Origin of the sequence: Streptococcus mitis NCTC 12261, from assembly GCF_000148585.2 — a bacterium.
GTDB classification, from domain to species: domain Bacteria; phylum Bacillota; class Bacilli; order Lactobacillales; family Streptococcaceae; genus Streptococcus; species Streptococcus mitis.
Genome location: NZ_CP028414.1, coordinates 286,758 through 303,342, shown reverse-complemented (window position 1 = coordinate 303,342; position 16,585 = coordinate 286,758). Strand labels below are relative to the sequence as shown.

17 protein-coding genes and 1 pseudogene are annotated in these 16,585 nt (G+C 40.4%); 2 read left to right on the top strand and 16 right to left on the bottom strand.

The features are described 5' to 3' along the window. Nucleotides 1-14: 14 nt before the first annotated feature. The 12 genes and pseudogenes from SM12261_RS01610 to SM12261_RS01550 all read right to left on the bottom strand — a co-directional run bounded on the left by SM12261_RS01610 (nt 15) and on the right by SM12261_RS01550 (nt 10,107). On the bottom strand, nt 15-743 hold the full coding sequence (locus tag SM12261_RS01610; protein WP_000351900.1) for a segregation/condensation protein A: 729 nt from the start codon (nt 741-743) through the stop codon (nt 15-17). Continuing rightward, nucleotides 743-1,477, bottom strand: coding sequence for a site-specific tyrosine recombinase XerD (gene xerD / locus SM12261_RS01605; protein ID WP_309150596.1), 735 nt, complete (start codon nt 1,475-1,477; stop codon nt 743-745). The genes SM12261_RS01610 and xerD overlap by 1 nt, the downstream gene beginning before the upstream one ends. Next, nucleotides 1,474-1,935 carry a cyclic-di-AMP-binding protein CbpB gene (cbpB, locus tag SM12261_RS01600; RefSeq protein ID WP_000560719.1) on the bottom strand — a complete coding sequence of 154 codons (462 nt, stop codon included), beginning with the start codon at nt 1,933-1,935 and terminating at the stop codon, nt 1,474-1,476. Before cbpB ends, xerD begins: the two co-directional genes overlap by 4 nt. After that, nucleotides 1,932-2,453, bottom strand: a complete 522-nt coding sequence (locus tag SM12261_RS01595; protein ID WP_001118957.1) for a metallophosphoesterase — start codon at nt 2,451-2,453, stop codon at nt 1,932-1,934. The genes cbpB and SM12261_RS01595 overlap by 4 nt, the downstream gene beginning before the upstream one ends. Continuing rightward, complete coding sequence (locus SM12261_RS01590; RefSeq protein WP_000182405.1) at nt 2,429-3,400, bottom strand: nucleoside-triphosphate diphosphatase; 972 nt, start codon at nt 3,398-3,400, stop codon at nt 2,429-2,431. Before SM12261_RS01590 ends, SM12261_RS01595 begins: the two co-directional genes overlap by 25 nt. Then, a complete protein-coding gene (gene racE / locus SM12261_RS01585) occupies nt 3,397-4,191 on the bottom strand; it encodes a glutamate racemase (RefSeq protein WP_000370371.1) in 795 nt (264 codons plus the stop codon). The genes SM12261_RS01590 and racE overlap by 4 nt, the downstream gene beginning before the upstream one ends. 199 nt (nt 4,192-4,390) lie before the next feature. Continuing rightward, nucleotides 4,391-4,639, bottom strand: coding sequence for a YneF family protein (locus SM12261_RS01580; protein ID WP_000364990.1), 249 nt, complete (start codon nt 4,637-4,639; stop codon nt 4,391-4,393). Between the two features lie 325 nt (nt 4,640-4,964). After that, a complete protein-coding gene (locus SM12261_RS01575; protein WP_000157663.1) occupies nt 4,965-5,768 on the bottom strand; it encodes an ABC transporter ATP-binding protein in 804 nt (267 codons plus the stop codon). A 12-nt stretch (nt 5,769-5,780) separates the two neighbouring features. Further along, on the bottom strand, nt 5,781-6,674 hold the full coding sequence (locus SM12261_RS01570) for an ABC transporter permease (protein ID WP_001012085.1): 894 nt from the start codon (nt 6,672-6,674) through the stop codon (nt 5,781-5,783). Between the two features lie 11 nt (nt 6,675-6,685). Continuing rightward, a complete protein-coding gene (locus SM12261_RS01565; RefSeq protein WP_000869843.1) occupies nt 6,686-7,663 on the bottom strand; it encodes an ABC transporter substrate-binding protein in 978 nt (325 codons plus the stop codon). Nucleotides 7,664-8,160: 497 nt separating this feature from the next. Beyond that, nucleotides 8,161-8,280 (bottom strand): annotated as a pseudogene (locus SM12261_RS01555) (IS630 family transposase); the annotation flags it as partial. Between the two features lie 201 nt (nt 8,281-8,481). Beyond that, nucleotides 8,482-10,107, bottom strand: a complete 1,626-nt coding sequence (locus SM12261_RS01550) for a malolactic enzyme (protein ID WP_000200491.1) — start codon at nt 10,105-10,107, stop codon at nt 8,482-8,484. A 273-nt stretch (nt 10,108-10,380) separates the two neighbouring features. Here SM12261_RS01550 and SM12261_RS01545 point away from each other — a divergent pair, with 273 nt between their 5' ends. Both SM12261_RS01545 and SM12261_RS01540 read left to right on the top strand, forming a co-directional pair. Then, a complete protein-coding gene (locus tag SM12261_RS01545; protein WP_000208711.1) occupies nt 10,381-10,731 on the top strand; it encodes a helix-turn-helix domain-containing protein in 351 nt (116 codons plus the stop codon). A 127-nt stretch (nt 10,732-10,858) separates the two neighbouring features. Then, complete coding sequence (locus tag SM12261_RS01540) at nt 10,859-11,737, top strand: LysR family transcriptional regulator (protein WP_001049302.1); 879 nt, start codon at nt 10,859-10,861, stop codon at nt 11,735-11,737. Nucleotides 11,738-12,140: 403 nt separating this feature from the next. On the opposite strand, the gene SM12261_RS01530 is transcribed toward SM12261_RS01540, so the two are convergent. From SM12261_RS01530 to SM12261_RS01515, 4 genes are read right to left on the bottom strand one after another with little or no spacing between them, the layout of a single operon-like run. Continuing rightward, nucleotides 12,141-13,067 (bottom strand): ATP-binding cassette domain-containing protein, encoded by a 927-nt coding sequence (locus SM12261_RS01530; RefSeq protein ID WP_001291284.1) that lies wholly within the window; start codon nt 13,065-13,067, stop codon nt 12,141-12,143. A 10-nt stretch (nt 13,068-13,077) separates the two neighbouring features. After that, the gene (locus tag SM12261_RS01525; RefSeq protein ID WP_000159550.1) at nt 13,078-14,145 is read right to left on the bottom strand and encodes an ABC transporter ATP-binding protein; all 1,068 of its coding nucleotides are present in this window, start codon (nt 14,143-14,145) and stop codon (nt 13,078-13,080) included. A gap of 8 nt (nt 14,146-14,153) precedes the next feature. Continuing rightward, entirely contained in the window at nt 14,154-15,080 is a 927-nt protein-coding gene (oppC, locus tag SM12261_RS01520; protein ID WP_000103691.1) for an oligopeptide ABC transporter permease OppC, read from the bottom strand. Then, nucleotides 15,080-16,576, bottom strand: a complete 1,497-nt coding sequence (locus SM12261_RS01515; protein WP_000759915.1) for an ABC transporter permease — start codon at nt 16,574-16,576, stop codon at nt 15,080-15,082. The genes oppC and SM12261_RS01515 overlap by 1 nt, the downstream gene beginning before the upstream one ends. Nucleotides 16,577-16,585: the final 9 nt, after the last annotated feature.

Below are 16,585 nucleotides of genomic sequence, written 5' to 3'. Positions count from 1 at the left end.
CCTCTCTATCAAGTCTAGCTTTGGGCCACTTGACTTTCTTCCTTCTTTTCCATGAGATAAATATCTCCGAAACTTTCCTCTTGCACGAGGATCAGCTCCTGGGTTTTGATTAACTCTAGGGTTGCCAAAAAGAGGGTAATGACCTCTTGCACATTCTGGGCTTCCTTAAACAAATCCTGCAAGCGCAATTGATCTCGTCCGGTCAAGGACTCTTTTACGATGGCCATCATGTCCTCAATCTTATACTCATCCCGCAAGATAGTCGTGTGATTCTGTGCAAACTCCTCTTTTTTCTTGGCTAGGATATTTGAAAAAGCCAAAAAGAGGTCAATGGTCGTCTTGTCATGCACAAGCTCCGCATCTTCGTAAATCAACTCTGTCGGCGCTTTGGAATAGTACTGGGCCCGATCTTGGTGCTTGGCTTCCAAATTCTCACCCAAGAGCTTGAACTTGCGGTATTCTTCGATTTGAGAGAGAAGGTCCTGCTCCAGGTCATCCTCCAAATCGGTCACTTCTGCTACCTTTGGAAGGAGTTTACGGCTCTTGATCAGCATGAGCTGACTGGCCATAACCATGTACTCGCCCGTCACTTCCAGACGCATGGCCTGCAGGGTTGAAACATAGGCTAGATACTGTTCAATGACTTCCGTAATGGGCACATCGTAGATATCCATCTGGTACTTAGAAACCAGGTGCAAAAGCAAGTCCAGGGGCCCTTCAAAATCTTTTAGTTTAATATCCATTATCTATATTTTTCTAAGGTCAGGACTGTTTTTAATCCTAATTTTTTTGCAATTTCGTACAAATTGACCTTCTTTTCTATTTGTCTTAGAATAAACTGTTCCCGCAAGGCTTGAGCGGATAAGGTTGAGAAACCTTTCTCCTTGACAAAAGCTTCTAACTGACGGAAGGCCCACTGACGAGAATAGGCTTTCCCTGCCCTTTCAAAGAGATAGGTCTGCCCCATCAAGGGTTCCAATTCTGAAAGCAAGCTCGTGGGAATGGTGACAATCCTCTGTTGGGAAGCCTTCTGGATTCGCAACACCTGAAAATCCAGATTGATATCCTCAACCTTGAGAGCTAAAATCTCACTCGGCAAGAGCCCCATTTCTAGGATTAAGAGTGCTAGCAAGCGACCCTCTGGATAGTCACTTTCCTGCCAAAAAGAGTCTAGGTCTAACAGTTCTGGCTTTTCGGTCTTCTTTTCAGCTTGTTTAGCTAATTCCAAGCGGTAAAAGCTATCCACTTCTCCTTTTTGATAGAGAAAGTAGAGAAATCGGTTACAGGCCGAAATCTTTCGCTTCTGGGCGCTGATTTTTAGATTGGCTAGCTGGGCTTGGTAAATCTTGAGACTGGTCTCAGAAATCCGCTCACCTACCAAATCTAAAAACTGTTCTAAATCATACTTATATGACTGCTTAGAATTGGCAGATAAGCCCTGCTTTTCCTCTAAAAAGGCTGAAATCTTGTCTCTCATTTGCATCGAATCTCATATTCCTTACTAAAGTCATGCAAGAGGGCATTCACTGCCTTGAGGATAGACTTGCGCGTGATAATTCCTTGGAAAATACCAGACGCATCCACAACCGGCAAGAAGGACTCATCTACCAATTTGTGCAAGACCTCTGTAATGGTAAAATCAGGCGAGACAACTGCTACGTCCGTTCTCGTCATATGAACGATATCCGTATCTGCCATGATTTCTTGACTAAAGTCATGCTCCATCTGATAAGCCATAATATCTCTGAGCCCAATCGTCCCAACAAAGTGTTTTTCATCTGTCACAACGGGAACACGGGTATAGGTCATCTGACTGAGCAAGAGGGTCGCATGATCCGCATTGTGAGTATCAATCAACACAGCTAGATTTTTAGCAGGAGTCAAAAAAGTTTCCTCTTGCCCCAACAAGAAAGTCTCAAACTCCTTGGCAATCATCGGCTAAACTCCTTGGACAAGCCCGGATACACCTCATGAGCTCGTGTCAAAAAGTCGACTTTGAAGTAACTATCATCAATCTCCACACGAGCATAGAGACATTCTCTGATGGTCCCACGCGGTTGACTGATAGAACCTGGATTTAGAAAAAGAGTCTTTCCTTCCATCCAAGCGTTTGGCACATGCAAGTGACCATAAAGACAGATATCGGCCTCTTCTTCCTGAGCCCAGTAGTCCAACTTTTGAAAGTTGAAATTGATGTCAAACAAGTGACCATGGGTTTGGATAATCTTGGTCGAACCAAGCTCAGTCACCAAACGTTCTGGGTAGCCGGAGTAGAAGTCCATGTTCCCTTTAACAACGCGGATGCCTTCCCAAAGGGGAGAATCAGGACGCAGTTCAGAATCGCCGTTATGAAAAACGGCATCAACTTTGCCCACATAGCGATCACGGATTTCTTCCACAATCAAGCTATCGCCATGAGAATCGCTCATTACAATGATGGTTTGCTTTGCCATGATGGAAATACCTCCAAAAGTTTCTTAACGGCTAAGGCACGGTGAGATTGACTATTTTTTTCTTCAAGGGTTAATTCAGCTGAGGACTTGCCTGTCTCTCCTACAAGGAAGAGAGGGTCATAGCCAAAGCCATTTTCACCCTTAGGTTCAAAGTTAATGTAGCCATGCCAGTCTGCTTCAACAACCAAGCTTTCCTTGTTTGGACTGGCTACGACTAGGGTTGTATGGAATTGAGCCGAGCGGTCCTTGAGTTCAAAGACCATGGCCAATTCGTGCAAGAGCTTGGCATTGTTTTCACGGTCAGTAGCTCCCACACCTGCGAAACGAGCTGACCAGACACCTGGCAAGCCACCAAGGACATCAACTTTCAGTCCAGAATCATCTGCCAGAACCATCTTGCCTGTTAATTGAGAAATAGTTTCTGCCTTGAGACGGGCATTTTCTTCGAAGGTCATGCCTGTTTCTGCTACTTCAGGCAAGTCAGGATAGTCATTAAGATTTTCCACATCGTAGCCTAGCTTGTCAAAGATAGCTCGGAACTCTTTGGTCTTGCCTTCGTTTCGAGTCGCAATCAATAAGGTTTCTCTGACCTTGTTTGTCTCAAAGAAATCATGAACATCGACCCCTTCTTTGGGCAATTCCACATACAAGAGTTGCCCATTTTCAACCACGAGCAGAGCCCCTTGACGTTGGATGACTTCCACATTTCGTCCCATTTCTTGGTTGAGGATATCTACCACAAAAGACAATAAACGGTAGAGGGAACCATAGCGTAAAACAGTAACAGAAACAGGAAAACCTCGATCCTCATCTCGAAATCTTTGGGCAAACTCCAATAGAGGAAAATCCAAGTCATCATCCGTCAACGTCCGGACGCCACCAAAAATACCATAGGACCCGACATACCAGTCCTGGTCATCCTTGTATTCATAAATTTTATTTGTCATAATTCTACATGCTCCACATGAATCTCTTTTTCCAGCCATTCTTCACCAATTTGTGCAAAACTTTGGCTACTGGCTGTTGTGTAAAAACGGTGATGGAGTGGTCCGGCATCGCGACCACGATTGATTTCAAAATAATTAAGTAAGACTGAGATATCCCGTACGCACTCTGCCCCACTATCGATGAGCTGAACCTTGGGTCCCATGACATTTTGAATAATAGGTCTGAGGAGTGGATAATGGGTACAGCCCAAAATCAAGCTATCCACCTTTCCAACCAAGGGACGCAGGGTTTCATAGACCACTTTCTTGGTAACACTGGTTGACAGGGCACCCGACTCCACCAAGGGAGCAAACTTGGGACAGGCCAAACTCTCCACCTGTAAGTCCGGATCCAAATCATGGATTTTCTGACGGTAGATGTCTGAGTGTACCGTCATGGGTGTTCCAATCACTCCGATTTTCCCACCTTGGCTAGACTTGATAGCTGCCGAAGCTCCTGGCAAAATCACACCTAGGACAGGAATATCTAGTTGAGCTTTGATTTCTTCCCAGACGACGGCAGTCGCAGTATTACAAGCAATGACAATCATTTTGACATCCTTGGTCAAAAGAAAGTTGACCAACTGCCAAGTATATTCACGAATTTGCTCAGCAGGACGGGGACCATAGGGCGCCCGTGCCGAATCTCCAATATAGACGATTTCTTCATGGGGAAGCTGGCGCATGAGCTCGCGCACAACGGTCAAGCCCCCGACACCCGAATCCAAAAAACCAATTGGTCGATTATCCATACAGTCTTCTTTCTAGTCTTTTTTCTGATTGATAGTTCATTATGATTATTGATCCTTATGAACTGAATGACATCCTAATCAACAACTATCTCTCTTAATCATAATCAAATATCAATAGAATGCAAGGAAAAAGTCGCATTCCTAAACCATAACCAACATAGTGAGAAGTCTGGAACTTTCATCCCAGACTTTTCCTTATTTATTTTTTCTTTTTATTGTTAGCAAGGGCTGCCTTTTGTTGGCGGATGATTTGGTGGTAAACTTGTTGTACCTTAGCTTCGCTTGGTTTTTGACCATTTGCACTCAAAAGAGTACGAACTGCTTCAGCATTCAAACGTGGGTTGTCAGCGAATTCTTTTTCAATTTGCTTACGAACCAAGTACATCCCTCCAAGAGCTCCTCCTAGAAAAGCTAGCACAATCAATACAATTGCTAATAGTAAATCCATCATTTTTCTCCTGTTTCTTTTTGAGTCTCTTTCATTATACCACAAACTAGCCACCCTGACTAGTTTGTTTTACGCTTTCAGGGAGGGAATAGACAGCAAAAAGAACCCTGCTTTTCTGCAAAAGAGAGCTCCCTACTGAGTTTATACTCACTGAAAATCAAAGAGCAAACTAGGAAGCTAGCCACAGGCTGCTCAAAACACGGTTTGGAGGTTGCAGATAGAGTTGACACGGTTTGAAGAGATTTTCGAAGAGTATCAATTTCATATTTCTGCCTATCCATTTGTACTAATAAAAGACTGAGACACCACATCTCAGCCTTTTTCTTTATCCCAAAACTAATTCATCACTAACTAGACTTTGGCCACTATTTTTCTGGAAGAGATGCATGAGATCTTCAACCGTCAGATGCTTTTTCTCCTCTCCCTTGACATCCACCACTATCTTACCCTGATAGAGCATAATGAGACGATTGCCGTACTCAATCGCATGGTTCATATCGTGGGTAATCATCAAAGTCGTCAACTGATGGTGTTCCACAATCTTTTGCGTCAAATCCATCACCATTTGACTCGTTTTCGGGTCAAGTGCCGCAGTATGTTCATCCAAAAGCAAGAGTTTGGGTTTCACCAGAGCTGCCATGACTAGGGTCAAAGCCTGTCTTTGTCCTCCTGAGAGGTATTGAGTATCTACTTTTAAGCGGCTTTCAAGACCAATATTCAACTCCTTCAAGGCCTCTTGGAACTGGATTCTATCCTTCTCCTTCACGCCCCAACCAAGCCCTCTCTTCTGCCCGCGTCTCAAGGCAATAGCCATATTCTCCTCAATCGTCAAACGAGAAGCTGTTCCCATCTTAGGATCTTGAAAAACACGGGCGATATCCTTGGCTCTCTTTCTTACACTCAGATTTTTAATGGATTTGCCTGCCAATAAAAGGTCCCCTTCGTCCACCGATAGATTGCCAGCCAAGATATTCATCAAAGTGGATTTCCCTGCTCCATTTCCACCGATCACAGAGATAAAATCTCCCTCTTCAACCTCTAAATCTAACCCTTTGAGGACATGGTTCTCATTGACCGTCCCTGCTTCAAATGTTTTGTGAATATTTTCAAGTGTTAACAAACTTGCCATAACTTTCTCCTCCTATTCATTTCTCAATTTCAGACCACGAATCTTTAATCTCTTTTGCAATTCTGGTGCAAATAAAACTAAGGCTAACAAGATTGCATTAAAGAGACGAACCAGGTTTTGATCTAGATTTGGAATTTCATAGATATTTAAAATAATCAAACGGTAAACAATTGCACCAATTCCGATGGATAACAAACGGCCTCCAATGGTCAAATCGTGGATCAAGACTTCCGCAATAATCACTGCACTCAAACCAACAACAATGGTTCCTGTCCCAGAAGTCACATCTGAAAATCCATCATTTTGGGCAAACAAAGAACCACATAGGGCAATCAAGCCGTTTGAAATCATGTAACCAACAATCTTCATGGTGTCTACATTGACCCCATTGGCCTCACTCATCGGAATATTGTCCCCAGTCGAACGCAAGACCAAGCCAATCTCTGTTTTCATCAAAAGAGTCAAGACCAAACAAACAAGTAAGAGACAGGCCAAACTGAATGAGAAAACAGCTTCTTCATTTGTCAGTCCTAAGCTCGCCAACTGTTTAAAGACAGTCGAAGAATCTCCCAAGGAAAGATTGGGCACACTTCCCATGATTTTAATATTGATGGAATAAAGCCCTGTCAAGGTCACAATCCCTGTCAAGAGAGCTGGAATTTTCATCTTGGTGTGAAGCATTCCTGATACAAGACCTGCTACCATACCTGCCAGCAAAGCAAGTAAGGTCGCAATCCAAGGATTTGTCCCTGCCTGTATCTGAGATACAACGACTGCTGCCCCCAGAGGAAAGGCTCCTTCAGCAGTCATATCTGCAATATCCAAAATACGGAAAGTCAAGTAGACCCCAATAGCCATAATCGACCATAGCAAACCTTCTGATAAACTAGATAATACAAAATTCATCTCAAACCTCCTTATTCCTTGCCTTCTAACTTACTAATATCAATTCCCAATGCATCTGCCATTTCTTGATTGGTATGCAATTCCAGTTTTTCAGGCAACTCAACTGCTATATTTTCTGGCTTCTCACCTTTTAAGACACGAATCAACATGCGAGCTGTCTGTCTTCCTAATTCTTCATAATTGGTTCCGTAGTTATACAAGCCACCAACAGCAATCATTTCTGTTGAACCACCGAATACTGGAACCTTGTGTTTAATAGAAACCTGCTTAACTGTTTCCATGGTTGACGAAATGATATTATCCGTTGGGACAAAAACCATATCCACCTCTGCCATCAAACTCTCTGCTGCCGCCTTGACGTTGTTACTGTCCAAGATTGTTTTTTCAACAACGGTAAAGCCTTTTTCTTCCAGAAGACGCTTAGCTTCATCCTTTTGGACAACTGAGTTTGGCTCGCTCTGAGTATAAAGAATTCCAATTGTTTTAGCTTTTGGCAACACTTTCTTTATCAAATTGATTTGGGTTGAAATGGCATCTGATGACTGGTCACTTGTCCCAGTCACATTGCCCCCAGGATGCTCTCTTGACTCAACCAACTTGGAACTGACAGGATCTGTTACCGCTGAAAAGATAACAGGTGTCGTTTGTGTTGTATTGGCCAAGCTCTGAGCAGAAGGCGTTGCAATAGCTAGAACGACATCACTAGATTCTGCTAGTTGCTGGGAAATCGTTTTAAGATTTCGTTGTTCTCCCTGTGCATTTTGCAAATCAATCTCGATATTTTTCCCTTCAACATAGCCTTGCTTGGCCAGCTCATCCACAAAGCCTTCTCTGGTAGCGTCTAGAGACTGGTGGGTAATAAATTGTGAAATACCGATACGAAATACATCTTTTTTCTTATCTGCCTTCAACTGATGCAAACTGATCAGAGAGGTCAAGAGAATCCCCACTACCAAGAGGGGTGCTAGTAATTTTCGAACAACTTTCATAATGAAACTCCTTCTCAGAAAAGATAATACTCAATGAAAATCAAAGAGCAAACTAGGAAACTAGCCGCAGGCTGTACTTGAGTACGGCAAGGCGACGTTGACGTGGTTTGAATTTGATTTTCGAAGAGTATAAAACAAAAAACCGCCTAGATAATACCTAAACGGATGCTTGAAATAATCTAACAAGTTATAACTTTGCTAGTCCATTTAGATATTCATCTATATGGACCACAATCAAAAATCTTAGCCACATAGATACAAACAAATTGCTTGAACTGTTTGCATCCATGGTGACATGTCTACAAACACTATCTAAAGTAGCTAAAGTAAAAGTTTTGATTCATCGTTACAGCTTGTTTCTTGTTCATTTCTTTTTCTGCTTTCTTTTTTGATGTTTCCTATCTTACCACCTTTTTCATCACCTGTCAAGAATATTTCAGAATTTTTTAAAATTTTTCGAAAATTCTTTCATAATTCTTTCAATTCTTTTAGGATAATTTCAAAGATTTGCCCATTAGACAAAATAGAACGATTTGAAGACTTTTATGGTATTTAGTTGTACTAGAGTTTTTTAAAAGTGTTTTGATGGCTTGTATTTCTTTTTTGGTTGATTTCATATCACTATTATATAATGCGTTTTGATTTTAGTATAGTATTAAACTAACTCTTGCAGTCGGACAAAAAATCGACAGTTATTTTATACTGTTTAAAACCAATAGTCAATACGACAATCTCTTTACTTTTCGGTTATCAACTCTGTAGATTGCTAACATATCCAAAATAAGCCAAGTATCCCGAGGATAGGCAACAGAAATGAATTATTTATACTCTGGATACCACTTCAAATCACGAACTGCTTTGGCCATATCTGTTTCCTTAGCGCGTGCAAGACCTTGCTCTTGTGCTTTTTTAGCGACTGCTTCTGCTACTTTAATAGAAACATCTGCTACATACTTGAATGGTGGCAAGACAGGAGCTCCTGGTTGGCCTGGATTGACAATACCACTCAATGAATGCGCCGCTGCTCCAATCATTTCATCAGTCAAAAGACTTGCTTCAGAAGCCAGCATACCTAGACCAAGACCTGGGTAAATCAGGGCATTATTTGCTTGACCAATCACATAGTCTACACCTTTATAAGAAACCGTATCAGCAGGAATTCCTGTTGCGACAAAAGCTTTACCATCTGACCATTCAATCAAATCTTTGGCACTAGCTTCTGCCAATTTAGTTGGGTTTGACAAAGGGAAGATCATTGGATGTTCTGTGTTTTCACACATAGCTTCTACTATTTCTTTAGTGAAGGTATTAGGCTGAGTTGAAGTTCCTACAAGAATGGTTGGCTTCACAGTCTTCACTACTTCAAGCAGGTCAGTCAACTTATCTGCGTTACTAAAGTCAGCACGTTTCTTAGCAAATGGTTTTTGCTCTGGTGTCAAGTCATCCATGTCATCAAAGAGAAGACCTTGTTTATCAACCATAAAGAACCGTTTATAGGCTTCTTCTTCAGAAAGACCTTCACTTACCATTTCACGAAGAACACGAGAGGCAATTCCTGCACCCGCAGTACCACCACCATAGCAAAGATAAACTTGATCTATTAATTTTTCACCACTAATATCCAGCGAACCAAAGATACCACCCAAGGTAACGATTCCTGTACCTTGAATATCATCATTAAAGGTCGGAATTTGTTTCCGGTATTTTTCAAGAATATTGGCTGCATTCAAGCGGCCGAAGTCTTCCCAGTGAAGGTAGAGTTTAGGAAAGAGACGTTCTGCTGTTTGAACAAATTGGTCAATGAAGTCGTAGTAACGATCTCCGCAGACCCGTTCGTGACGATTTCCTAAGTAATTAGGATTGTTACGAAGTTCTTCACGGTTAGTCCCTGCATCAATGACTAAAGGAAGGACCATCGAAGGATCGATTCCAGCAGCACCCGTATAGACCATCAATTTCCCAACAGAAATATCGACACCATTTGTTCCCCAGTCGCCAATTCCAAGGATTCCTTCTGCATCTGTTACAACAATGAGACGAATCTCGCGACCCCCGGCAGCGTTTTTCAAAGTAGCTTCAATATTTTCAGGATGATTAATATCAAGATATCCCGCATATTGGGGATCTACAAAAAGATCACTATAGCCTTCAATCGTATCTGCAATAGTTGGATCATATACAATTGGATTGAATTCTTCCAAATGTTGAGAAAAAAGGTAATAGAAAAGAGTCCTGTTGGTATTAAAAATTTCCATTAGAAAAAGACGTTTTTCCAAATCATTGGCTTTTGTTTGCATTTGTGCATAAGTTTGCGCCGCTTGTTCTTCAATCGTTTGAACATACGGTGGCAATAAACCAATAAGGCCTAGTTCCTTTCGCTCCTCTAAGGTAAAGGCAGTACCTTTATTGAGTAAAGGATTGTTTAAAATATCATGTGAAGTCATAGTGCAACCTCCTTTTTACTTATATTATACCACATGAAACGAATTGTTCGTAAAACGTTGTTGTTTAAATAATACAATTGTATACGCATATGTTATAAATTTCTGAACTCATCAAACTCTCGATGATCTCTCTTTACTAAAAGTTTCGAGTAAAATAAACCAATCATACAAATTGACAATCCTAATTAAAATAAATATCATATAGGTATGTTATGTAATACTTTGTATTTTTTAAGGTGTTTTTTTGTCATATAAAACTTGTATTCTATTTATATGACAACTAAAAACTATTTACAACAATATATTTCCCAAAAAGTGAAATATTTTCGAACACAGAATAAAATGAGCCAGGAAGAACTTTCAGAACAAGCAGGCCTCGGGCTTAAGTATATCAATCAACTTGAAAACCAAAATGTGAATCTGACCATTCACAGTCTTGAAAAAGTGATTGACGCCCTAGAAATAACCCCAGAGGAATTTTTCAATTTTGATAGCCTTGAATCAACCTCTGATAAGAGTGACAATCTTTCACTCAAAAGAATCAACATGAAGATTAAACAGCTCCCTATTGATAAACGAGAAAAAATGTTGGTCATTTTTGAGAGTATCTTAGATAATCTTTGAGATCCCTGACTCACTTACATTTTAACTGGTGAATACTCGTATAGTCAAATTGTAGGATACGGATAAAAATTATTTATCTGCTGTTTTCCACTTATTTTCCTTCTCCAACTAATGAAAGTGAACCCATATGAATTTAAAAGATCTACAATATTTTTATGACCTCTGCCAGCTTCAATCCTATACGGAAGTAGCAAAACAACATAAAGTCAGCCAACCATCTATTTCTTATGCTATCAAGCGCTTAGAGGAATACTTTAACTGCAAATTGATTCACCATGACCCCTCGCATCGTTCCTTCAAGCTAACTCCTCAAGGACAAATCCTTCTAAAGCATACAGAACTGATTTTACCTGAGTTCATTTCTACTCGCAAAGAAATTAATCGCTCCTTGGCACAATACTCTACTGTAGGATTCCCTCCTATTATCATTCAGTATCTCTTTGCTGCCTTAAACGAAAAAGATAAATTCGATTTTTTAAAAAAGATACGTCCTATCCGCGGTGGTTCCGTAGAGTTATTAAACCTTCTCCTTAAGGGAGACCTTAATGTAAGCCTACTCGGTTTGATTGAACCTCTCAATTATCCTTCAATAGAGACACACGAGCTATTTCATAAAGAACTGTATGTCGTTTTATCTAAGAACCATCCTTTTGCCACTGCTCCTTCCCTCGCTTTTGAAGAATTAGTAGATCAATCCTTTATACTCTTAGACGAACACTTTGTTCACCTGAAAGCTTTTGAAACGCTTAATCAAAAGCATCAAAACAAGGCAGAAATATTCTTTAAGACTGATGACATTGTCATTCTTAAAGAACTTTTAAAGAAAGGAATTGGCCTTAGTTTACTGGCTGATATCGCACTTTCTGATGAAGATGACGATTTAATAAAAATTCCTCTTATACCGAAGGATAAGATAACTTTTACAGTTTATTACGCTTACCTTAAATCAGCTACACCGTCATCAGAAATAGAAGCTTTATTTAAACTCCTTAAATCATATGAATAGAAAAAACTCTAACTATCAATGAACTGATAGCTAGAGTTTTTTACATTGTAGATATTAGACTCAATGAAAATCAAAAAGCAAACTAGGAAGCTAGCCGCAGGTTGCTCAAAACACTGTTTTGAGGTGGCAGATAGAGCTGACGTGGTTTGAAGAGATTTTCGAAGAGTATTAGACTATAGTAGATTGAAGCTAGAGTAATACGCCGCGACTTCTAAACCTTTTCTAGAAATTAATTTGACTTTCCTAATCGAGTTGTTCAGATTTTATTTCATCTCACTATAATTCAATGATTTTCTAAGAATTCTATTTCTTTCGAAAATTCTTTCAAAGTTTTTTCAAATCAGTCCAACAAAAAAGGTTTATAATTTCCATAAAAGTTGACATGGAAATTATAAAACCATTATTAATTTAACCCTTGTTGGTAACGCGCCAATTCGGCTTGGTTAGCCCAAACATAGTGACCTGGACGGATTTCTACCATAGATGGCTTATCAGTCTCATAGTCGTGTTGACTTGGGTCGTAAACTTTCAAGACCTTCTTACGTTCCAAGATTGGATCTGGGATTGGTACCGCTGAAAGCAAGGCTTGAGTATATGGGTGAATTGGATTGTTAAACAATTCTTCTGTTTCTGCAACCTCTACAATAACACCCTTGTAAATAACTGCGATACGATCTGAAATAAAGCGAACGACAGACAAGTCATGGGCGATGAAGAGATAGGTCAAACCAAGTTCTTTTTGGAATTTTTTGAGCAAGTTCAAGACTTGAGCACGCACAGAAACGTCCAAGGCTGAAATGGGCTCATCCGCAATAACAAAGTCTGGTTGCATGACCAAGGCACGGGCAATACCGATACGTTGACGTTGACCACCTGAGAATTCATGAGGGTAACGAGTCAAGTGCTCAGCAAGAAGCCCCACTTCACGGATAATATTTTTAACTTTCTCTTTACGTTCTTCTTCATCCTTGAACAGATGATGATTGTAAAGACCTTCAGAAATAATATAATCAACAGTCGCACGTTCATTCAAACTTGCGGCAGGATCTTGAAAAATCATCTGGATACGACGAATCAATTCTGCAGCTTGTTCACGCGATTTCTTACCATTAATCTTTTGACCATCAAAAATGATATCCCCATTACTTGTATCATTAAGACCGATGATGGCACGACCAATAGTTGTTTTCCCACTACCTGACTCACCTACAAGCGAGAAAGTTTCTCCCTTGTTGATAAAGAAGTTAGCATTTTTAACTGCGACAAACTTCTTACTTCCTTCACCGAAGGAAATTTCTAAATCTTTGATTTCTACTAATTTTTCAGACATTTCCTTCCTCCTAGTCAGCCAGATGGGCAAATCCCATTTTTTCACGAATCTTATCATGGAGATTTGCAATCACAGCTGGTTTTTCTACTTTTGGAGCATCCTCATGAAGTAGCCAAGTTTTAGCCCAATGTGTCTCTGATACTGAGAATTGAGGAGCTTTTTGTTCGAAGTCAATCTGCATTGCATAGTCAGAACGCAAGGCAAAGGCATCACCTTTCAGGTCAGTATAAAGTGACGGAGGTGTTCCTGGGATTGAGTAAAGATCCCCTTTATCATCAGCAAGCTGAGGCAAGCTAGACAAGAGACTCCATGTATATGGATGGCGAGGGTCATAGAAGACTTCCTCAACAGTTCCATACTCAACGATTTCTCCTGCATACATAACCGCTACCTTATCTGCAATACTTGCCACCACACCAAGGTCGTGGGTGATAAAGATTGTTGTGAAATGGTACTCGTTTTGTAAAGATTTCAACAAATCAATAATCTGAGCTTGGATGGTCACATCCAAGGCAGTCGTTGGCTCATCACAAATCAAGACATCAGGTCGGCAGGCAAGAGCAATCGCAATAACGATACGTTGACGCATTCCTCCAGAATATTGGAATGGGTATTCATCAAAACGTCTATCTGCATCTGGAATCCCAACCTTATTCATGTAGTCAATGGCCAATTCTTTCGCTTCTTTAGCTGTTTTTCCTTGGTGTTTTACAATAACTTCTGTAATCTGACTACCAATTGTTTTAATTGGGTCCAAACTAGTCATTGGATCTTGGAAGATAGTCGCAATCTTAGCGCCACGAATTTGTTCCCAATCCTTGTGAGAAGATAAAGCTGTCAAATCTTGACCACGGTAGTCAATACTACCTTGGGCAATGCGACCGTTTTCTTCAAGCATACCTGTGAATGTCTTTGTCAAAACAGATTTCCCTGATCCTGACTCACCTACCAAGGCTAATACTTCTCCTTCAACTAGTTCAAGGGAAACGCCGCGAATGGCTGTCAATACTTTGTCACGAACGTCAAATTCCACGACAATATCGCGAGCAGTCAAAATTACATTTTTTTCTTTTGTCATTTCTACTCCTATCTATGTGTACGTGGATCACTAGCATCCGCTAAGTTTTGACCAACTACGAAAAGGGATAAGGATACCAAGACAAGAGTTGTCAATGGAATCCAGAACAAGTAAGCATTGGTTGTTACGTTTTGTGAATAATCCGAAATCAAACGACCCAAACTTGGCACGGTAATTGGTAATCCAAGACCGAAGAATGACAAGAAGGCTTCGTATGAGATAAAGCTTGGAAGCATTTGAGTCATGGTTGTCACAATAACAGATACCAATTGAGGCATGATATTTTTGGCAACAATCTTCAAGGTTGGTGTTCCCAGAGTACGTGACGCCAAGTTGTATTCCAAGTCACGATAACGCAAGATTTGCACACGGATCATGAAGGCAATCCCAATCCATGTCGTCACACTCATGGCAAAAATCAGATTCCAGAATCCAGCTCCGATTGAGTAAGTCAAGACAATGACAATCAAAAGAGATGGGATGTTTGAGATGACGTTATAAACTTCCATCATCACGCGGTCAACTGATTTTGAAATTCCCCAAATACCACCGACAAAAACACCGATAACCAAGTTAATTACTGTCGCAATCACAGAAATGAGGATAGAGTTACGAGCTCCGAACCAGACACCGTCAAAAAGAGATTTACCGTTACTGTCTGTACCGAACCAATGCTCAGCATTTGGCTTGATATAACGAGCACTAAAGTCGTTTACCTTGCTGACATCATTGAAATCAAACTTAGAAAACATTGGGTAGATGAAACTCATCAAAATGATAGCTACCAAGATTCCCAACATGACTACAGTTGATTTCTTCTTCATAAATTGTCTAAACACTGAACCCCAGTATGAATAAGCTGGCGCATCAATAGCTTCAGAGGCAAAATCGTCACGTTTTACAAACTGAAATTTTTCTTTATCGATTGTAGACATTATTTGCCTCCTTTCTCAGTCAATTTAATACGTGGGTCAATAATAGTCATCCAAATATCTCCCAAAAGAAGTGAGAAGATAGAAATACATGTAAAGATGAAGACAAGACCAACGACCATAGAGTTATTAGATGCTTTTACAGAGTCAATCAACATTTTACCCATACCTGGGAAGGCGAAGACTGTTTCAGTAAGGGTTGCACCACCAATAACCCCGATAACGGCACCAGGAATTCCTGAAACCAGCGGAACCATGGCATTTTTAAAGATGTGTTTGTTTGAAATTTCTTTTTCAGACAAACCTTTGGCACGAGCAAAACGAACAAAGTCCTGTGATTGCAAGTCAATCATGTAACGACGAATCCAAATAGCTGTACCAGGAGCACCCAACAAACCAAGAATCACTGCTGGTAAAACATACGAACGCCAATCTCCAGCACCCAAAATAGGGAATGAATCTGGAAGACCAATTGATGATCCAATCAAACGAACAATGTAAACCAAGGCAATGGTTGGAAGGGCCATCAAGAAGGTCAAAAACCCTGTTGAGAAGCTATCAATCCAAGTATTCTTGAAGCGAGCCATAGCTGAACCAAGTGGCACGGCAATCGCATAAGAAATCACCAAACCAATCAATCCAACGACTGCAGAGCTAGCAATCATAGAAGGATATTGGTAGTTGCTTTCAGTTGCAGTATATGGGTCATCTTTCCCATAGTTGGCTACTTCACGAGAATCAGCCTGACTAGGCGATTTGTAGGTTCTTGAGTAAATATTTACAGAAGAAGTTTTCTTACCTGTTGGGAACTGAACTTGAGATGTTTTTGTTTGCCCTTGTCCTTGAGTAATGACCTGTAAAACAGGGCTATTAGCATAGGTTGGATAAGAGTCACCTAAATTAATGTTCACAAAGTTTTGATGCACAAACGGGAACTGACTGTTGAAGTACAAGAGATATTTGTGTTTTGTTCCTGAACCGACCAAGGACCATCCGATCGCTGGATCGTTTTCAAAACGAAGGTAACGTTTCAAGTCTGGATTTTCAGGGTCTTGAATTTTATTTGTATGATCAATGTCAATCAAGTTAGCATAGAAGTGAAAAACACGTTCAAAAATCGGGATTTCACGCGTAGCGTAGAATTGGCCACTTTCAGTAAATTCTCCCAGGGTCCAACCATGACCGATTTGTTTGATGTATTTTTCATAGATAGCCTTGTTGGTATCATTGGCTTCAACTGTTACAGAAGCATCCATCTGGCTAGCTTTTTCTTGCAACTCTTTGGTATCGTAGTACTCGATATAGCCCATACGCTCATAAACGGTATTCTCATAGTTATCACGTTTATCAGCAGTTGTAGCAATCTTGTTATAGTTGGTATCCTGTTTGAAAATCAATTTTCGAGGAACCATTGTATAGATAATCGTGTAAGTCAAGGTTGTTACTAAGAAGATAGAAACCAAGGACCGCAAAACACGCATAAAAATATATTTTTTCATATCATTTCC

Coding starts and splice junctions, on each gene's coding strand:
- SM12261_RS01610 (WP_000351900.1), bottom strand. CDS start 743: ATGGATATTAAACTAAAAGATTTTGAAGGGCCCCTGGACTTGCTTTTG.
- xerD (WP_309150596.1), bottom strand. CDS start 1,477: ATGAGAGACAAGATTTCAGCCTTTTTAGAGGAAAAGCAGGGCTTATCT.
- cbpB (WP_000560719.1), bottom strand. CDS start 1,935: ATGATTGCCAAGGAGTTTGAGACTTTCTTGTTGGGGCAAGAGGAAACT.
- SM12261_RS01595 (WP_001118957.1), bottom strand. CDS start 2,453: ATGGCAAAGCAAACCATCATTGTAATGAGCGATTCTCATGGCGATAGC.
- SM12261_RS01590 (WP_000182405.1), bottom strand. CDS start 3,400: ATGACAAATAAAATTTATGAATACAAGGATGACCAGGACTGGTATGTC.
- racE (WP_000370371.1), bottom strand. CDS start 4,191: ATGGATAATCGACCAATTGGTTTTTTGGATTCGGGTGTCGGGGGCTTG.
- SM12261_RS01580 (WP_000364990.1), bottom strand. CDS start 4,639: ATGGATTTACTATTAGCAATTGTATTGATTGTGCTAGCTTTTCTAGGA.
- SM12261_RS01575 (WP_000157663.1), bottom strand. CDS start 5,768: ATGGCAAGTTTGTTAACACTTGAAAATATTCACAAAACATTTGAAGCA.
- SM12261_RS01570 (WP_001012085.1), bottom strand. CDS start 6,674: ATGAATTTTGTATTATCTAGTTTATCAGAAGGTTTGCTATGGTCGATT.
- SM12261_RS01565 (WP_000869843.1), bottom strand. CDS start 7,663: ATGAAAGTTGTTCGAAAATTACTAGCACCCCTCTTGGTAGTGGGGATT.
- SM12261_RS01550 (WP_000200491.1), bottom strand. CDS start 10,107: ATGACTTCACATGATATTTTAAACAATCCTTTACTCAATAAAGGTACT.
- SM12261_RS01545 (WP_000208711.1), top strand. CDS start 10,381: ATGACAACTAAAAACTATTTACAACAATATATTTCCCAAAAAGTGAAA.
- SM12261_RS01540 (WP_001049302.1), top strand. CDS start 10,859: ATGAATTTAAAAGATCTACAATATTTTTATGACCTCTGCCAGCTTCAA.
- SM12261_RS01530 (WP_001291284.1), bottom strand. CDS start 13,067: ATGTCTGAAAAATTAGTAGAAATCAAAGATTTAGAAATTTCCTTCGGT.
- SM12261_RS01525 (WP_000159550.1), bottom strand. CDS start 14,145: ATGACAAAAGAAAAAAATGTAATTTTGACTGCTCGCGATATTGTCGTG.
- oppC (WP_000103691.1), bottom strand. CDS start 15,080: ATGTCTACAATCGATAAAGAAAAATTTCAGTTTGTAAAACGTGACGAT.
- SM12261_RS01515 (WP_000759915.1), bottom strand. CDS start 16,576: ATGAAAAAATATATTTTTATGCGTGTTTTGCGGTCCTTGGTTTCTATC.